The organism is Neobacillus sp. DHD-1R, assembly GCF_057747995.1.
In genome coordinates this window covers 1,133,783-1,148,323 of record NZ_CM173232.1, presented here as the reverse complement: position 1 = coordinate 1,148,323, position 14,541 = coordinate 1,133,783, and the positions used below count along the sequence as shown (strand labels likewise).

Below are 14,541 nucleotides of genomic sequence, written 5' to 3'. Positions count from 1 at the left end.
TATTTGTGATATAAGTTGTGAGGATTTTTTTGTTTTGTGATAATATAATGAGTGGAGTTTGTTATCTACTAGTTGGGGGGATACGAGTGCAAGAAAATCAAAAAGTTTATGACATTACGATCATCGGCGGCGGCCCTACAGGTCTATTTACTGCCTTTTACGGGGGTATGAGACAAGCATCTGTAAAAATTATTGAAAGCTTGCCACAACTTGGTGGTCAATTGTCAGCCCTTTACCCAGAAAAATATATTTACGATGTGGCTGGTTTCCCAAAAATCCGCGCACAAGAATTGATAAATAATTTAAAAAAACAAATGGCTCGATTCGAACCTTCCGTGGTTCTTGAACAGTCAGTTGAAAAATTGGAAAAGCAAGATGATGGCATTTTTAAATTAACAACTAATAAGGAAACCCACTATTCCAAATCTATCATTATTACAGCAGGAAATGGAGCCTTTCAGCCTCGTCGTTTAGAGCTTGAAACGGCTGCCCAATATGAAAAGAAAAACCTTTATTATTTTATTGAAGATTTAAACCAATTTGCTGGTCAAAAGGTCGTTGTGTTTGGCGGAGGGGATTCTGCGGTTGACTGGGCCTTAATGCTGGAGCCAATTGCTGAACAAGTAACCATCGTACATCGTCGAGATAAGTTCCGTGCCCATGAACATAGTGTTGAAAATCTTTTTAATTCAAAGGTTGATGTAAAAACCCCCTATGTACCAGCTGATTTAATTGGTGATGAAAATGGGATTAGGCAGGTTGTGCTTAAATCTACAAATGGTGATGAGACAAAAACCATTGATGTCGATTCCGTTATTTGTAACTATGGATTTGTTTCATCGCTAGGTCCGATTAAAGAGTGGGGTCTAGAAATTGAAAAGAATTCTATCGTTGTGAATTCCAAAATGGAAACGAATACACCGGGAATTTACGCCGCTGGGGATATTTGTTCATATGACGGCAAAGTGAAGTTAATTGCCTGTGGGTTTGGTGAAGCACCAACTGCAGTAAACAATGCGAAATCGTATATCGATCCCAAAGCAAGAGTACAACCAATACACAGCTCTTCTATTTTTGATAAATAAAGAGAAAAGGCGTCCAGTTTGGGCGCCTTTACTTTTAAATTATTAACACTCTTCCGGTGTTCCAGCTGCCGTTGCTGTACGGAAAGAGGAACCGCAGCCACATGATGCGATGGCATTCGGATTATCGATCGTAAAGCCGCCGCCCATCATCGACTCTTTATAGTCAATTTTCGTACCTTGTAAAATCGCCACACTTTCCTTATCAACAAGTACCCGAATTCCATACTGCTCGAACTGAAGATCATCTTCATTTACCTCGTGTTCAAAGCCCATTCCATATGATAATCCGCTGCAGCCGCCACCTTTTACACTAACACGTAATAGAGCATCTTCCTCTTCATTATGCTTCATCATTTCTTTTATGTGCAGTGACGCCGCTTCGGTTAACAAAACTACTTCTTTACTCATCATGACTCCCCCTTTGTATTGCTTTTATTTTAGTATATACACTTAGGAACCAAGACTCAACTGATTAGGTACACCCATTTTTAGGATAGGAAGGCAATATAAAAAGGAGCACACTGGCTCCTTGACTTAAAACATCGGATTTTCTTCTAAATATTGGTAAATATTATCGACTAGCTCATCAGGAGTGTTTCCCGTAACAACCTCTCCATTAACAAGAGCATACAAACCCATCGCACATTTTCCACAATAGCCAAGACATCCATATTCAATAATATCCAAGTTCGGATCTTTTTGTAGTTTTTCCAACGCAATTTGCGCACCATTTGCCAAGTTGCTGATACAAAATTCTATGATAGGCTGAATCAATGTTTTCACCTCTCCACAACTACTTATCCTACTCTATTTAGCCCACCCAGTCAATTACCATGTCCAACTCACCTTTGTCAAGAATTGTGTGAAAAGTGTTGTTATTTGGACACATATTAGATATACTCGAATGTGGTTAAGAAACAGAATATTATTTTACTATTTTTTATTACATAGGGCACTAATGATGATGTGAATACCAGATAAACAAAGGGGAATTTAATATGAAAAACCTTGTGATTCTCGGTGGTGGATATGGCGGTATGAAGATTTTAAATGAACTTCTTCCGAATCATTTACCAGAGGACGTGAAAATTGTCCTTGTTGACCGCGTTCCATACCACTGCTTAAAAACGGAGTACTACGCATTAGCTGCAGGAACCATCTCGGATAAAGAAATACGCGTCGCTTTTCCAGAACATCCTCGTTTAGAAGTGAAATACGGGGAAGTGACAAACATTGATACAAATAATCGACTTGTCCTCATGAAAGATGCTGAACCACTTGCCTTCGATGAACTTATCATTGGTCTTGGCTGTGAGGACAAGTACCATAATGTCCCTGGAGCAGACCAATTCACTTACAGTATCCAAAGTATTGAAAAAGCTCGGCTTACTTATTCTGTCCTTAATAACCTTGGCCCCGACTCAATTGTTGGTATTGTCGGTGCAGGTTTAAGCGGTGTAGAACTTGCGAGCGAATTAAGTGAAAGCCGCGAGGACCTTAACATTAAATTATTTGATAGAGGAAAGCATATTCTATCCTCATTTCCTGAACGACTAAGTAAGTATGTAGAAAATTGGTTTGTCAGAAATAATGTAGAAATTATTAACAATTCCAACATCACCAAGGTGGAAGAGAAGCGATTGTACAATCACGGGGAGCCAATTGATTGTGATGTAATCGTATGGACAGCAGGTATTCAAGCAAATCGAATTGTCCGCCAGATGGACGGGGAAAAAGATCGAATGGGCAGAATGGTCATTACCCCTCTTCACCATTTACCGAGTGATGAACACATCTTTATTCTTGGCGATTGCGCCAGCCTTCCGCATGCGCCAAGCGCTCAACTAGCAGAAGGACAGGCTGAGCAGATTGTTGAGGTATTAAAGAGACGTTGGAATGGAGAAGCGCCGCCTGCTTCCTTACCACAAATCAAATTAAAAGGGATCCTTGGCTCCCTAGGGAAAAAGCATGGTTTTGGGATGATGGCAGACCACGCGATAACGGGCAGAGTGGCGCGCCTATTAAAATCAGGTGTTTTATGGATGTACAAATGGCATAAGGGCTGATAGGAAAAGAAGCATTCCCATTTTGGAATGCTTCTTTTCTTTAAATAGCTTTATACCCATATTTCTCTAGTTCGGAAAAAACATTTTTTAAACGAGGGTTTCCTTCACCAACAATTTTTTCATTAATGACAACAACTGGGTAAAACAGATCCTCTTCGATCACTCTTTGGGCAAATTGTATTTTTTCACTCTCACCTGTAGGCTGATAAATATCAACATGCGTTATTTTAAACGATTGATTCGGAAACTTTCTCGAAATAGCCGCCTCTAGCCATTCACATGTTTCTTTGGAAGACGGTAAATTTACACAGCTCGCACATAAGATTTCAGCACCATAAACAACAATCTCGACTTCATTCGTATTCATTCCATCATTCCCGTTCGTTTTTCTTTTAAAGCATTTATTTTATTTTATATTATCCCCAACATAAAAACTAAGAAAATGTCTTAAAATGTGTATTTTCCTAATTTATGATAATGGATTTTTACTGAGGTTGACATTATAATATAAGTAGGAAAGGAGTCGATTAACATGGAAGAACAAGAAATGTTTGAGCAAGTCCAAGAAGTATTAGATAAATTACGCCCATTTCTTCTTCGCGATGGCGGGGATTGTGAATTAGTTGATGTAGAAGAAGGCATTGTTAAGCTCCGTTTATTAGGTGCATGTGGCAGCTGCCCAAGTTCTACGATCACATTAAAAGCGGGTATTGAAAGAGCTCTTTTAGAAGAAGTGCCTGGAATTGTAGAAGTAGAGCAAGTATTTTAAAAACGAAATGTGCAAAGCGATTGCTGTAATGGCAATCGCTTTATTTATGCGGTTATGCCTTTACGAAGGGCTTCCATTCTTTATTTACCAATGTCGTGGGTTCTTGTCCTTCTAATACGGCCTTGATATTTTCGATACATAGCGCCATCATGCTCGTTCTCGTTTCCATACTGGAGCTGCCGATATGTGGAAGTGCCACCACATTGGCAAGCTGTAATAATGGATGGTCTGCACTGATTGGCTCTTTTTCAAACACATCCAGCCCTGCTCCTGCAATCTCCTTTGTAACAAGCGCCTCATATAATGCCTGTTCATCCACTACAGGCCCTCTTGAAGCATTAATAAAAATAGCAGATGGTTTCATCTTTTTAAACACTTCACGGGTAAACATATTCTTCGTTTCAGGAGTGAGCGGGGTTAAACATACAATAAAATCTGACTTCTCCACAAGTTCATCAAATGTAGCATATACAGCGTCTAATTGCTGCTCGGCCTCAAGCTTTCTCGACCGATTATAATAAAGGATGTTCATATCAAAACCCGTTGCTCGTTTCGCGACTGTTTCGCCAATCTTCCCCATCCCCACAATACCAATTGTTTTATGGTGGATATCATGACCTGCTAAGAGTAATGGACTCCAACTTTCCCATTTTCCCTCCTTCACAAACTCAGCCGCTTCGACAATCCTCCTAGCTGTAGCCAAAAGCAGTCCGAAGGTTAAATCTGCCGTTGTATCGGTAAGAACATCTGGGGTATTACAAATTGCAATTCCTTCTCTGTTTGCTGCAACTAAATCAATATTATCAAATCCCACCGCAAGGTTTGCTACTACCTTTAGGTTTTTTCCAGCCGTTAAAACACTCTCATCAATAGAATCACCTAGAACCGATAGCAAGGCATCCGCTTTTTGAGCTTCTGCAAGTAAAACCTGTCTAGGGACAGGAATTTCATCATGCTCCCACATATGCACTTCATATTTTTCTTGTAGTGGATTCACTAGTTCATTTGGAAGCTTCCGAGTAATATAAACGTATGGCTTCATAATGTCACATCCTTTTGTGTTTTCTATTATTTTACCATAGTTTTTTGGCCGCTTCCTTCGAAAGTTTAGAATTGCTCTATTATTGAAAAAGCCACTCCAGTTGGGGAAGGTTCAATCGTTTAATTGGTGCCCCGGCTATTTGAAAGAATCCCGCTAAAAATTGTTCATATTCCCCTGATTGTCTAATAATTTTACTAAGCCGCTCCTCTAACAGCTTTTTATCCTGCTCTGATCGAGTGATGTAATAACTTTCAATACAGTCAAAATAGTGAAGCGGAAAGATTAATCGTGAATATAACAGACGCCATGAAAAGGAAGACAATGGGGCAACGCTTTGGTACTCCTCAAAAAACTGTCTTAAATCCACATCATAGGTCTGGATATTGCGAAAATACCGTTCCCTTGTCCACTCAGCTAGATCCCGGCTGCGATGGTCAAACACCCAATCAAACGGATTTTTAATCATATAATGATGATGCGGTCCCCATGTTTTATTGGTAAACCGCTCATGACAAACTGTCCCGCTATCTGAATCCAACGGATCATCATCAAGCTCGGTATCGACTAAATATTGAATAGCATTCTCCGTTAAACCCAGATAATATGGAAACGAATCGATAAACATTCGTTCAAATTCATCTTCTGGTGTTTGAAACAAAAGACCATTCCATACCTTTTCCATTTGCTCAAGGCGCTTTTCCCAAAAAGACTTCCATTCTCCGATTCGGCTTGACCTTTCGATTTGAAAAGGCACTCTTCGGCCACGCTCATGGAATTTGGCGAGCTTCCGCCCCAATTTGATCTTTCGCTTCTCCTCCATCTGCCGATTTGCTAACACACAATATTTATTTTGTTCCCAGGTTGTAATTAATTGACCTTCTTTAGACGGCAAAAAGATCGGTACATTTTGATCACCGTAATTTCTTAAATGTTCGGCAATCTTTTCAAGTTCGGTAATATCCTCTTCTGCCTTACCTGCCGGATTAGAGATTAAATACAGCCAGCCATTTCCTCTAAGTGCATCATAGGCATCTAGTTTTACATACTCCTCGACAGTAACTCCATATTGATTCTCAAGCATTTTCTGAAGCATCTTTGCACCCCGTTTCATTACTGTTCTTAACATATATATATGTATGGCCTGAAAAAACTTGTTGTTTTTCAAAGCGATGTTTAATTTGAAACAACTGGGAAATAATAAGATTTTAGTTTGTTCATTTACTGTCAAAATTGCATATTATTAGGAAAAAGAGTATATATATAGTGAAAATAGAAAGGCTCCAGCACCCCTTGCATTGGAGCTGGAACTAGACAGTAAACGAGGTTCACATTAGCAGATATTTTTATTTTATAGGAAAAGGTGATCTTGGAATGGCAGACAACAAAAAAGTGGATCTAACCGAGGAAACCGCCCGCAAATGGCTGAAACAAAGAGGCGTGGAAGTTCAGGACATGGCGGATTTAGTTTTCTTTTTACAGGAAAAATATCATAAAAATTTAAAAATGGAAGATTGTATTGCCAACGTTGAACGCGTCCTTTCCAAGCGCGAGGTTCAAAATGCGATTCTGACTGGAATCCAACTAGATGTCCTTGCCGAAAAGGGATTGTTAGAGGAACCACTTCAATCAATTATTGGGACGGATGAAAGCCTTTATGGCGTCGATGAAATCCTAGCCTTTTCGATCGTGAATGTATATGGTTCAATTGGCTTTACCAATTATGGTTACATCGATAAACTGAAGCCTGGCATCTTAGCGCACTTAAATGATAAATCAACAGGCGAATGTCATACATTTTTAGATGATATTGTTGGAGCGATTGCAGCCGCAGCCTCCAGCAGACTTGCTCATCGAGCCGCTCGAGAAGAAGAGGAAGAGGAAAAAGGAGAATAAGCAAAGCAGGAGTTCCTTTGCGCTTTTTTCATAATTTTAAAAAGGATGGAGTTGTTTGAGGTAACCCCGAAAAGTTAGAGTTTTATATTAAGCAGCTAATTGGCAGGTATGGGTACGGTATTGAACTGGACTCATGCCTCCCAATTTTTACTTTATAGGCTTGTTATTATAATAATGGATATATTAATTACTCCTTTTGTCCTCAAGAAGCCTTATCGAAGACAGTTTCACCATCCACTCGCCAAGTTTTGTCCTCAAAAAGCCTTATTGAAGACAGTTTCACCATCCACTCGCCAAGTGTTGTCCTCAAGAAGCCTTATTGAAGACAGTTCCGCCATCCACTCGCATAGTTTTGTCCTCAAGAAGCTTTATTGAAGACAGTTTCATCATCCACTCGCCAAGTGTTGTCCTCAAGAAGCCTTATTGAAGACAGTTTCACCATCCACTCGCCTAGTTTTGTCCTCAAGAAGCCTTATTAAAGACAGTTTCGCAATCTACTCGCCAAGTTTTGTCCTCAAGAAGCTTTATTGAAGACAGTTTCATCATCCACTCGCCAAGTTTTGTCCTCAAGAAGCTTTATTGAAGACAGTTCCTGTAGTCCCTTTGTACGAACAGTATAAACAATTGAGAATTGGGTAAAAGTATTTGAGGAATTTGGTGTGGATGGTTTTTTCCCTCTTGATACTCCTTACTACCATTAATTTATATTGTTAGCTGTATTTAGCCATAAAAATACACCCCAGAAGTCAGATTTCACTCTAACTTTTGGGGTGCAGTGCGGTTCCATCCTTTTTAGATCTTCCATTCGTCTAATGAATCAATTGAATAGGTGGGCTTACGGTTATAGCCAGCAAGCAGTTCCCTTGTGGTCACTCCTGTATGGACTAATAATGTATCCATTCCGGCATTCATACCTGCTAGTATATCGGTATCGTAATAATCACCGACCATCAGGGTCTCTTCTTTCGGCGTTCCTAACACTTTTAAGGCCTGTTCCATAATAATCGATTCAGGCTTGCCGATAAAAATCGGCTCTTTTTGAGTGGAAACCGTAATTACTGCTGTAAGCGATCCATTGCCAGGAAGAAGACCTCTCTCTGTTGGAATCGCAATGTCGCCATTTGTAGATATAAATGTTGCACCGTTCCGCACCGCCAAACAAGCAACAGCCAATTTTTCATAGCTGATTTCACGATCAATCCCGACCACTACAAATTCAGCATCTTCTCCGCCAAAGGTTAATCCTTTTTCCTCAATGGCTGTCCGAATTCCTTCTTCCCCAATCACAAATACCGATGCATCCTTCTTTTGTTCATAAATGTAATTGGCTGTTGCCTGGCTAGTCGTAAATACAAGCTGTTCTTCTGTAGGAATATCAAATCCAACCAATTTTTCAGCCACTTGCACTGGTGTTCTTGACGAATTATTTGTTACAAATAAATACGGAATTCCGTTATCCCGTAACCGTTTAACAAAATCAGATGCTGCCTCAATCCGCTCGGTTCCTTTATACATCGTTCCATCTAAATCAATTAAATAGCCTTTATATTTTTTCATAAAAGAATTCACTCCCTGCATCCTATTATTCCAACGTGAATGTTGTTCTACACCCTGATTCTGATTGAGTGCTATATTAAAATGAAAAGACTCCAACCACGGTCAATTTTTAAATGCGGATACCGGTCCCAATTCATTTTTAAGATAGTCACGGACGTTTTCTGAAAAAAGTACCAATTCAGACAGATTGTTTAAAAATTGTTCTTGCAGTTTGCCATGGTCAATTTCTATGTAATCTTGAACAAGTTCTTTTCGAAAATGGATGAGGAGTTTTAATTTTTCTCCTGTCTCTCCTGAAATAACCTTTTCATCCATTAAAATGTCAATAATATCCTCATAACTGCCAGGATCACGCATAATAAATCCATCGATCATCGCGTTTCCGACGTCTAATACAGCCTCAATCATCATTTGGCATAAACGCTCCAATGCGGCAATTTCAAGTGGTTTTAACCAATTCTTTTGAGTTGAGAAAAGATTGATTTGTTTTTCTAAATAAAGTAAGATAGCTTCGATTTTTTCTCTGTCAACAAAATACATTTTGTCCACTTCCTTATTTCATGTTGTTCTATGTATGTATTCCTTTATATTGTAACACAATCCGCTCAGGATTGATTACGGTTACATTTAATTCAACAAACTTGCATAGAAATTCCCATCATGACCAAAAAATTTGGTACTATAAAGGAGATGCGAACAGTAAAACCAAAAAGGAGACCAAGTAATGAGTGAACGCTTTTTCTTATATGATGATACAGAAGATACAAAAACAAGATTTGTCAGCTTTGTTGGTGAAAACCAGCGCTTTGATTTAGCCATTATTCAAACCAACCGCCATTACGGAAAGAGTTTGGTTCTTGATATCCAAGGAAATCGATTTGCTATTATCGGTCATGATGACTTACAGGAAGAAGGCTATTTAGAATTTGCTTTCCAATTAAATGAGGAAGACGCTGAAGAGCTGCGTTCCTTTTTAGCTGAAATCGTCTAGCACACATGTTTTTCACCCTGGCTTGCAATAATAATGGCTAAAGGAGTGAAAGCATGGCAAATAAAGACTCAGAATTATATACAGAATTAGCTACGGTTGAAAAGCAGCAAAATTTCCTCACGGCTCAAGAGTTTCCGGAGGGTCCTTATGGTTCACCGATAAGAAAGGACGAGCCAGTACAAAATAAAAGTACTCCTTGGCAGGAAGGTCAGCGCTACTACAGTAGCTTTAATTATGAATTTAAATCGTTACATCAGGATATTCCAAGACAAATGGAGGGGGCACATCCAACACATGATGACCCGGAAACCGAAGTCCAGCCTCCATATGAGTGATACAACGTTAAAAAAGAAGGATCGGGGGCCCCTGATCCTTCTTATTTTTTTACCTTTTTCAATACAAAATAGGCACAGCCAAAATTGCAGTATTCATAAAGGTACTCACTCAGCGTGCTAATCTTAGTATCAAATGTTGCCTTTTGATTTTGATCGTCAAAAAAACCCTTAAGGCGAAGCTGACCGTATCCCCAATCGCCAACGATATAATCATATCTCGATAAAATATCGCTATACCTAGCCTTAAAGGCTTCCTCATTATAGCCATTCCGATATTCCTGTAAAATTTCATAGACAATATTGTTCATTACAATCATGCGATTCACCTCATTTTACCCTGCAAATACCTAACTTTAATTATAACTGATTCCCCCTCAATTATAAAGAAAACTCACTAAAGTAAATACCAAAAAACGACAAAAGGCGTGTAGCAGCACCTACATCTCTCGTTAAAATTCGCCTCGTTTCTGCCAATTTATTCTTAGCTAAAGTCGAAGAAGAAAAATCCCCCCATTGGGCTATTCTAATAAAAGGAGGTGGAGTAATTGAAAAAGTTTATCATAATCGCTGGATTATGTACGATAACTGCTTTAACTGGATGCTCAAAGGACATGGCAGGTAAAGATGTTTATGAAGAAAGCGGTAATACCATTAACGTCAATAATAAACGGCATGACCTTTACAATGAAGGTGCAGGCCGTAGCGTACGTAACGTCAGCAATAATTATGGCTTTGTCCGTCACCAAAAAAGCCCATTGATGAATGATAGCACAGCAAATAATGGTTACACTGCCCTTGATCGTGAACAGCTAGCAAATATCATTAGTAAGTTCAGCGCGAACATTCCTCATGTTCATGATGTAGCTACCCTTGTAACAGATCAAGAAGTGTTAATTGCTTATAATACTGATACAAAAGATCGTAATTTAACAGCTGACCAGGTGAAAAAGACTGCACTGTCTGTGGTTCCACGATATTATCATGTGTATGTCACAGATGAAAAAGTGTTGATGCGTGATGTTGAAAATCTTGCAAACCTTGATTCGACAAGCCGCAACGCTCGTAGTTCGGTCAATAGTCTCATTAAACAAATGAAAAAATCGCCTCAAGGCCATCGTTTAAATGCAAGTGAAGATGAAAACGGCCGGACACCAGATGATACGAACATGAATAAAACCAGCAGGTGAAAAAAAGTGGATGTCCCATAAGGGTGACATCCACTTTTCAATAATTTATGCTTGTTTTGCTTCTTGTTCACCCATTAATTGCTTACGCTTTGTTGCGGCATTTACTTGCTCATCAGCATGGTAAGAAGAGCGGACAAGCGGACCTGCCTCACAGTGGCTAAAGCCTTTGCTGAGGGCAATTTCCTGTAATTCCTTAAACTCATCGGGACTATAATATTTTTCGACCTTTAGATGACTCTTTGTTGGCTGTAGATATTGACCAATCGTCATAATATCAACATTGTTTGTCCTTAAATCATCCATAACTTCTAGGATTTCTTCTTTCGTTTCACCGAGACCAATCATTAAGCTTGATTTGGTTGGAATAGTGGGCTGCATTTCTTTAGCACGACGGAGAAACTCGAGAGAACGATCATATTTAGCCCGTGCTCTAACTCTTGGTGTTAATCTTTTTACTGTCTCAATATTATGATTTAAGATATCTGGCTTAGCATCCATTAGAATTTTTAAATTTTCTTCCTTTCCACCCATATCGGAGGGAAGAACTTCAATGCTAGTAAATGGATTTTTACGACGAATTGCACGAACGGTTTCAGCAAAAACAGCCGCACCGCCATCCTTTAAATCATCGCGAGCAACAGCTGTCACGACAACGTGCTTTAAGTTCATCATTTGAACGGAATCTGCAACTCTTTCTGGCTCTTGTAAATCTAATTCTGTAGGTAATCCTGTTTTTACAGCACAAAAACGGCAGGCACGGGTACAAGTGTCTCCCAAAATCATAAAAGTGGCGGTTCGTCTTACGGCCCAGCACTCATGAATATTAGGACATCTGGCCTCTTCACACACAGTATGAAGATTTTTTTCGCGCATCATTTTTTTTAAGCCCGTATAGGACTCATTCGTATTGAGCTTTATTTTTAGCCATTCCGGCTTACGTAAGATTTCTTCTTTCTGGCTCATTTTTACACCCCTTAAAATCCTAATGTTAAATGAATTCTCCTGTCACTTTAACATACTAACCCAGGAACAACAAGCATTTCAATTTTTATGTATTTATCCAGCAAAAGGCGAAAAGCCATAAAAATCTGTATTTATAGGCTATGGAGTTCTTCTAAAAATAATGCCTTAAGTATCTCTACAGTGTGATTACCAATTATTAACCATAATGAAAAATCCTAATCATCATACACTAATCTTGTACATTAATTGGAAGGAGGATTCCTGTTGCGGGCTTTTCTTGTTATTGGAACTATCCTTATACTCTTTATGTCAACATTGTCTGTCAGGTATGCTCACGCAGAAGAACCTGATCCCTACCAGGAAAGAATGAAGCTTTATAAAAAAGTTGAAACCATTACCCAGATTCCTTGGTATTATTTAGCAGCCATTGATCAATATGAAAGAAGCATCCGACAAGTTCGCAGGGATTTACCAAAACCGGATAGTGTAATTGGCATTTATTTTCGTCCTGATGTATGGGCAGGTTTAACAAATCCGAACCCTTCAGAAGAAAATCCTGCGATGATCCAGTTTTTTAATGGAATGGGGGTCGATGGGGATGGAGATGGCAAAGCGAGCCTAAAGAGTGATGAGGATGTATTATATTCGTTTGCACATTATCTTCTTTCATACGGAGTGGATCCTGATAATATAAAAATTGGCTTATGGAATTATTATCATCGCGATAAAACCGTAGGAATCATTGCTGGAAAAGCAAAAATTTACCGCCATTTTGGCAGACTTGATTTAGATAAGCAGGTTTTCCCCGTTCCGCTCCGCAGCAACCATAGCTATCGAAGCACTTGGGGGGACGCACGTGGCTGGGGCGGCAGAAGAATCCATGAAGGCACAGATATTTTTGCCGGATATGGGGTTCCTGTCCGGGCAACGAATTATGGAATTGTTGAAATGAAGGGCTGGAACAAGTTTGGCGGCTGGAGAATTGGAATCCGCGACATTAACAATACGTATCACTATTTCGCTCATCTCAGCGGGTTTTCTAAGGACTTAAAGGTCGGACAGATTGTGGAACCAGGAATGGTCATTGGCGGGGTAGGAAGTTCAGGATACGGGCCTCCAGGTACCTCAGGAAAATTCCCGCCCCATTTACATTATGGAATGTACAAAGACAATGGGGTGACAGAATGGTCTTTTGATCCGTATCCACATTTAGCAAAATGGAAACGAATCGAACGTTTTTATATGAAGAAAAAATAATCAGTGTCCCAAAACAAGGGTCAGACCCCACAACCTTCGTGGGGTCTGATCCATGTTTTTTGTTAGACATCCATTGATTAATCCCCTGACTTTTTAGTTTCCGGCTTCTTTTCAGGAATTTGGATTGATGGTGTTAATCCCCCGCCGCTGTTATAAAATTGAGGCACTTCCCCTTCTACCAATGAGCCGCCCACAGGAATACTTTGTTTCAACTTGGTAATTTTTGTTGCAAAAGGGGTAATAATTTGCACAGAGACTTTTATATCAACTGAAACTTGGACCCATGTATTATTGATTCCCATTTCTTTTGTTTCAATATGCACGTCCGGCTCCACTTCACCGATTGCATGAAATTTGACGGGTATTTTTGGCCCAATATTCCCTAATAAAGAAATATTTGTAGCCTGCCCTAACGGTACATACCAGACAATTCCGTCCTCTTTTTCTGTGTTTTCCGTTTCAATTTCCACATCAGATTCTAACGAGGCAATGTCACCCTTCTTGGCTGTTTTTAAATTCTTTTGAATTTGTGCTGTGGTTTCAGCCAATACACGATTGATTAGATCGGTATTCAGTTGTGCGTTTTGCCCGGTTCCATTGCTGCCTGGCATAATCTTAATCACTTCATTATTTGCTCCGACATTGGTTGTTCGTTTTGTGATTGCTCTATTGATAACGATAGAGGCGATATTACGTGTTTCTGATTCAGCATATCTCATTAAGTTAGGTTCAAGACCTTTATTTACAATCCATAAACCAGAAGCTGTGGATAGAAGAAAAAAAACAAATGATAGCAGCAAAACATATCGGAAAGGCAACGGACCTCGCTTTCGAAGTCGTCTGCGAAACTTTGCCATAATCATCACCCCTTCAAGCTATATGTATGCAAGGAAAAGGTGAACTAGCCCAATAAAAAAGCGCAAGCGCCCTGGTCAGCGGCGTATGGCCTGGAGCATTCCAACCGAGATAAAGGAAACACGAAGAGCCGGAGGCGATTCGATGTTGACTTATCGTAGGGCGGAGAGCGAAGGACACTAGCCGCTAGGGTGCTGGAGCTGGACAATAAAAAAAGCCTGCCACGTCAGCAAGCTTTTAAATCATTTTTAGCAAAGCATCCTTACCTGTCATGCCTTGATGAATGCCTAATTCTTCAGCTTCCCATGTTACCGACTCTAACGGAGCATCGAGAAGCTGATCAATGGTTCTAACCCCAACAGCCCTGCCGGCAATAATTTTGCGGTCCTTTAATTTTTCATTTAACAGCCCCACATCTAAGGCCCCGCACATAATATAACCCTTATCATTTGATACCGAAAGCAGGGTCGTTTTTGGCAGTAACACAGTCACAGCCAAAAAGGTATGCCCTTCAATTTCGATTGGTTTCAGGTCAATCAAC

General features: G+C 39.7%; 19 protein-coding genes. 8 read left to right on the top strand and 11 right to left on the bottom strand.

The window, feature by feature from the left end; genetic code table 11:
• Nucleotides 1-86 precede the first annotated feature (86 nt).
• Nucleotides 87-1,085, top strand: a complete 999-nt coding sequence (locus AC3ANL_RS05360; protein ID WP_488328227.1) for an NAD(P)/FAD-dependent oxidoreductase — start codon at nt 87-89, stop codon at nt 1,083-1,085.
• Nucleotides 1,086-1,127: 42 nt separating this feature from the next.
• On the opposite strand, the gene erpA is transcribed toward AC3ANL_RS05360, so the two are convergent.
• Both erpA and AC3ANL_RS05350 read right to left on the bottom strand, forming a co-directional pair.
• The gene (erpA, locus tag AC3ANL_RS05355) at nt 1,128-1,493 is read right to left on the bottom strand and encodes an iron-sulfur cluster insertion protein ErpA (RefSeq protein WP_488328226.1); all 366 of its coding nucleotides are present in this window, start codon (nt 1,491-1,493) and stop codon (nt 1,128-1,130) included.
• Nucleotides 1,494-1,619: 126 nt separating this feature from the next.
• Nucleotides 1,620-1,859, bottom strand: coding sequence for a YuzB family protein (locus AC3ANL_RS05350; protein ID WP_488328225.1), 240 nt, complete (start codon nt 1,857-1,859; stop codon nt 1,620-1,622).
• A 224-nt stretch (nt 1,860-2,083) separates the two neighbouring features.
• Here AC3ANL_RS05350 and AC3ANL_RS05345 point away from each other — a divergent pair, with 224 nt between their 5' ends.
• Nucleotides 2,084-3,151 carry an NAD(P)/FAD-dependent oxidoreductase gene (locus tag AC3ANL_RS05345; protein ID WP_488328224.1) on the top strand — a complete coding sequence of 356 codons (1,068 nt, stop codon included), beginning with the start codon at nt 2,084-2,086 and terminating at the stop codon, nt 3,149-3,151.
• Between the two features lie 40 nt (nt 3,152-3,191).
• On the opposite strand, the gene AC3ANL_RS05340 is transcribed toward AC3ANL_RS05345, so the two are convergent.
• Complete coding sequence (locus AC3ANL_RS05340; RefSeq protein WP_488328223.1) at nt 3,192-3,518, bottom strand: YuzD family protein; 327 nt, start codon at nt 3,516-3,518, stop codon at nt 3,192-3,194.
• A 165-nt stretch (nt 3,519-3,683) separates the two neighbouring features.
• On the opposite strand from AC3ANL_RS05340, the gene AC3ANL_RS05335 reads away from it, so the two are divergent.
• The gene (locus AC3ANL_RS05335; RefSeq protein WP_488328222.1) at nt 3,684-3,920 is read left to right on the top strand and encodes a NifU family protein; all 237 of its coding nucleotides are present in this window, start codon (nt 3,684-3,686) and stop codon (nt 3,918-3,920) included.
• Nucleotides 3,921-3,972: 52 nt separating this feature from the next.
• On the opposite strand, the gene AC3ANL_RS05330 is transcribed toward AC3ANL_RS05335, so the two are convergent.
• Complete coding sequence (locus AC3ANL_RS05330; RefSeq protein WP_488329661.1) at nt 3,973-4,965, bottom strand: 2-hydroxyacid dehydrogenase; 993 nt, start codon at nt 4,963-4,965, stop codon at nt 3,973-3,975.
• Nucleotides 4,966-5,041: 76 nt separating this feature from the next.
• Nucleotides 5,042-6,055 (bottom strand): spore coat putative kinase YutH, encoded by a 1,014-nt coding sequence (gene yutH, locus AC3ANL_RS05325; RefSeq protein WP_488328221.1) that lies wholly within the window; start codon nt 6,053-6,055, stop codon nt 5,042-5,044.
• Nucleotides 6,056-6,333: 278 nt separating this feature from the next.
• Between yutH and AC3ANL_RS05320 the strand changes: the two genes are divergently transcribed.
• The gene (locus tag AC3ANL_RS05320) at nt 6,334-6,855 is read left to right on the top strand and encodes a phosphatidylglycerophosphatase A family protein (RefSeq protein WP_488328220.1); all 522 of its coding nucleotides are present in this window, start codon (nt 6,334-6,336) and stop codon (nt 6,853-6,855) included.
• Between the two features lie 792 nt (nt 6,856-7,647).
• Here AC3ANL_RS05320 and AC3ANL_RS05315 read toward each other — a convergent pair.
• Nucleotides 7,648-8,412, bottom strand: a complete 765-nt coding sequence (locus AC3ANL_RS05315; protein WP_488328219.1) for a TIGR01457 family HAD-type hydrolase — start codon at nt 8,410-8,412, stop codon at nt 7,648-7,650.
• Between the two features lie 102 nt (nt 8,413-8,514).
• The gene (locus AC3ANL_RS05310; RefSeq protein ID WP_488328218.1) at nt 8,515-8,952 is read right to left on the bottom strand and encodes a DUF86 domain-containing protein; all 438 of its coding nucleotides are present in this window, start codon (nt 8,950-8,952) and stop codon (nt 8,515-8,517) included.
• A gap of 184 nt (nt 8,953-9,136) precedes the next feature.
• Here AC3ANL_RS05310 and AC3ANL_RS05305 point away from each other — a divergent pair, with 184 nt between their 5' ends.
• Both AC3ANL_RS05305 and AC3ANL_RS05300 read left to right on the top strand, forming a co-directional pair.
• Complete coding sequence (locus AC3ANL_RS05305; protein ID WP_488328217.1) at nt 9,137-9,403, top strand: DUF3055 domain-containing protein; 267 nt, start codon at nt 9,137-9,139, stop codon at nt 9,401-9,403.
• Nucleotides 9,404-9,456: 53 nt separating this feature from the next.
• Nucleotides 9,457-9,738 carry a cytosolic protein gene (locus tag AC3ANL_RS05300; RefSeq protein ID WP_488328216.1) on the top strand — a complete coding sequence of 94 codons (282 nt, stop codon included), beginning with the start codon at nt 9,457-9,459 and terminating at the stop codon, nt 9,736-9,738.
• 41 nt (nt 9,739-9,779) lie between these two features.
• Here AC3ANL_RS05300 and AC3ANL_RS05295 read toward each other — a convergent pair whose 3' ends face one another.
• Entirely contained in the window at nt 9,780-10,055 is a 276-nt protein-coding gene (locus AC3ANL_RS05295; protein ID WP_488329660.1) for a YutD family protein, read from the bottom strand.
• Between the two features lie 228 nt (nt 10,056-10,283).
• Between AC3ANL_RS05295 and AC3ANL_RS05290 the strand changes: the two genes are divergently transcribed.
• Complete coding sequence (locus tag AC3ANL_RS05290; RefSeq protein ID WP_488328215.1) at nt 10,284-10,925, top strand: YhcN/YlaJ family sporulation lipoprotein; 642 nt, start codon at nt 10,284-10,286, stop codon at nt 10,923-10,925.
• A 45-nt stretch (nt 10,926-10,970) separates the two neighbouring features.
• Here the strand turns inward: AC3ANL_RS05290 and lipA are convergent, their stop codons facing one another.
• Nucleotides 10,971-11,888, bottom strand: coding sequence for a lipoyl synthase (lipA, locus tag AC3ANL_RS05285; RefSeq protein ID WP_488328214.1), 918 nt, complete (start codon nt 11,886-11,888; stop codon nt 10,971-10,973).
• 306 nt (nt 11,889-12,194) lie between these two features.
• On the opposite strand from lipA, the gene AC3ANL_RS05280 reads away from it, so the two are divergent.
• A complete protein-coding gene (locus tag AC3ANL_RS05280; RefSeq protein ID WP_488329659.1) occupies nt 12,195-13,145 on the top strand; it encodes a M23 family metallopeptidase in 951 nt (316 codons plus the stop codon).
• A gap of 77 nt (nt 13,146-13,222) precedes the next feature.
• Here the strand turns inward: AC3ANL_RS05280 and yunB are convergent, their stop codons facing one another.
• Together yunB and AC3ANL_RS05270 are read right to left on the bottom strand one after the other, a co-directional pair.
• On the bottom strand, nt 13,223-14,002 hold the full coding sequence (gene yunB, locus AC3ANL_RS05275) for a sporulation protein YunB (protein WP_488328213.1): 780 nt from the start codon (nt 14,000-14,002) through the stop codon (nt 13,223-13,225).
• Nucleotides 14,003-14,237: 235 nt separating this feature from the next.
• On the bottom strand, nt 14,238-14,540 hold the full coding sequence (locus tag AC3ANL_RS05270; protein WP_488328212.1) for a YunC family protein: 303 nt from the start codon (nt 14,538-14,540) through the stop codon (nt 14,238-14,240).
• Nucleotide 14,541: the final 1 nt, after the last annotated feature.